Raw genomic sequence first — 1813 nt, 5'->3', positions numbered from 1 at the left:
TCAGACCAACTCAACGACCGAAACGAACCATCAGCCAACACCCCATAAATCGTCGGAGAATTCGCAAAACTAAACAACGACTCATACGTCCTCGCAGCGTGAATCGTTACCCTGGCACGGCTGCTGGAGATGGAGTTCACGGTCACAGTGGTCCCGGTATGCGTCGTGAACGTTTCATTGGCCTTCCAGGCCTGATTCGAGTTATACAATCCGGCCCACTTCGTGTTTGGAATCAGCGCGATGGATGCGTTGCCGTTCCAGCCGAGCACGCCTTGCTTCACAATCTTCACGCCGCGATTGCCGCCGACTGCTTTGCCCCGGTCGTGCCCCACCGGCAGGCGCAGCTCCACGTAATACACTTCGCCGCTGATGGGGTCCTCGAATTTTATCGCCCGGTTCTTCGCAGAACCGGCCCATGCCCTCAGGGTGTAGCGTTCGGTTCCCTTGACCACTCCCGTATTGCGGATCGCACGGCCGGTGCCGAATCTGCCGTAGTCGTACATGAATGAATTGATCATCGGTATCGGGATCTGCGCGAACCCCATGATGTCCAAGGTGTCGCCGTACTCGTAGCTGCTGCAATCCGGGTCTTTCCAGGTTCCACGTGCGCTCCCGACGTCACTGCTCCCGTCGGTGCAATGCAGCGAATTGGCATGGTGCATACCAAGTACGTGTCCAAACTCATGAGTCACGACATTGTTGGTCAGCGCCGAGGGGTATGGCATGATCACGCGGCCGCTGGCGTTCCCATTCATGCGGCCGTTGGTGAATCCGCCACCAAGTATCCCCCACTGGCCATAGGAATTGAGGTTCGAATGCGGGACGAACACCACAAGGATTTCGTTGGCGCTCTGGCTCCATTTGCCCCTGTTGGCCAGCTCATTCGTGACCGTGGCCATGATCTGGTCGTAGGAATCGGTGATGCGGGCTTTCGACCTGAAGTCCTTGATGGTTTTGACCTTGTCCATGGACATGCGGCCGTTTGATACCGAGCTCCAGTAGGCGTCCGCTTTCCGAATCGCTGCGTTGGCAGTTCCCAGGTCGATAGCGGCGACATCGGCTTTGCTCTTGCCGGCCAGACGGGCCGTCACCAGCGTCACTTCGAAATGAGCGGTACGCGCTCCGGCCGCCGCCATTCCTGGCTGGTCAGGGGCCGACCGTCGTTGCCGTGCGGGCTGGTCGGGGCCGATATGGTGTTCGCCGAGCCGGGGATTCATACCGGGTTCCAGCAGCGGATTCCAATCGGGATCAGGAACGAAGGACGTGGTGGCTTCCGGATTCGACTCAGCCGGGTCCGATGAGGACTGGGTGGGGTCGGCCGCGGCTTCGGATTCTTCCGTCTCCGTCGGTGCCGGCTGCTCTGTGCCTCCGCCATCGCCGGTTCCCCCGGGCTGTGGATCAGGTGTGGCTGTCTGCTCCAGGGGGGCTTTCGCCGGCTGGCCCGGACTTTTGGTCGGCGACATAGACGGGGTCGCCGTGGACGTCGAGGTTGAACGGGCATCCGGTGATCCGGGATTCTCTGCCGCTGCAGGCAATGTGCCGGCTATCAGCATCAACGACAACGTAGCGCCGCACACCCATTGAGAGCGCGAAATCAATGACATACATACTCCATATGGTGCGAATAATACGAGTGAGTCCTGGTACTTCTGTTATGGGCTGTCCCGGACGGCGGTCCCCATTGGCCATCAACAATTGATGGCAGCCGCCGTTGGGTTTTTATGTGTGGGTGATGGGTGGGGAGCCGGCTTTCTTCCACTGGCCGCCTGTGGCCGGTACCTGCCCGGCCGGGCTGGCGTAATAGAGCCGGTCG

1 protein-coding gene is annotated in these 1813 nt (G+C 60.0%); it reads right to left on the bottom strand.

Translation table 11 applies throughout. From position 1 onward, the window contains the following. Positions 1–1604, bottom strand: a 1604-nt coding sequence (locus tag H535_RS27250) for a zinc metalloprotease (RefSeq protein ID WP_245580414.1), incomplete at its 3' end; no start/stop codon positions are given. Positions 1605–1813 lie beyond the last annotated feature (209 nt).

Origin of the sequence: Arthrobacter castelli DSM 16402 (genome assembly GCF_000430705.1) — a bacterium.
Taxonomy (GTDB): Bacteria; Actinomycetota; Actinomycetes; order Actinomycetales; family Micrococcaceae; genus Arthrobacter_C; species Arthrobacter_C castelli.
This window is presented reverse-complemented; position numbering and strand designations above follow the sequence as displayed.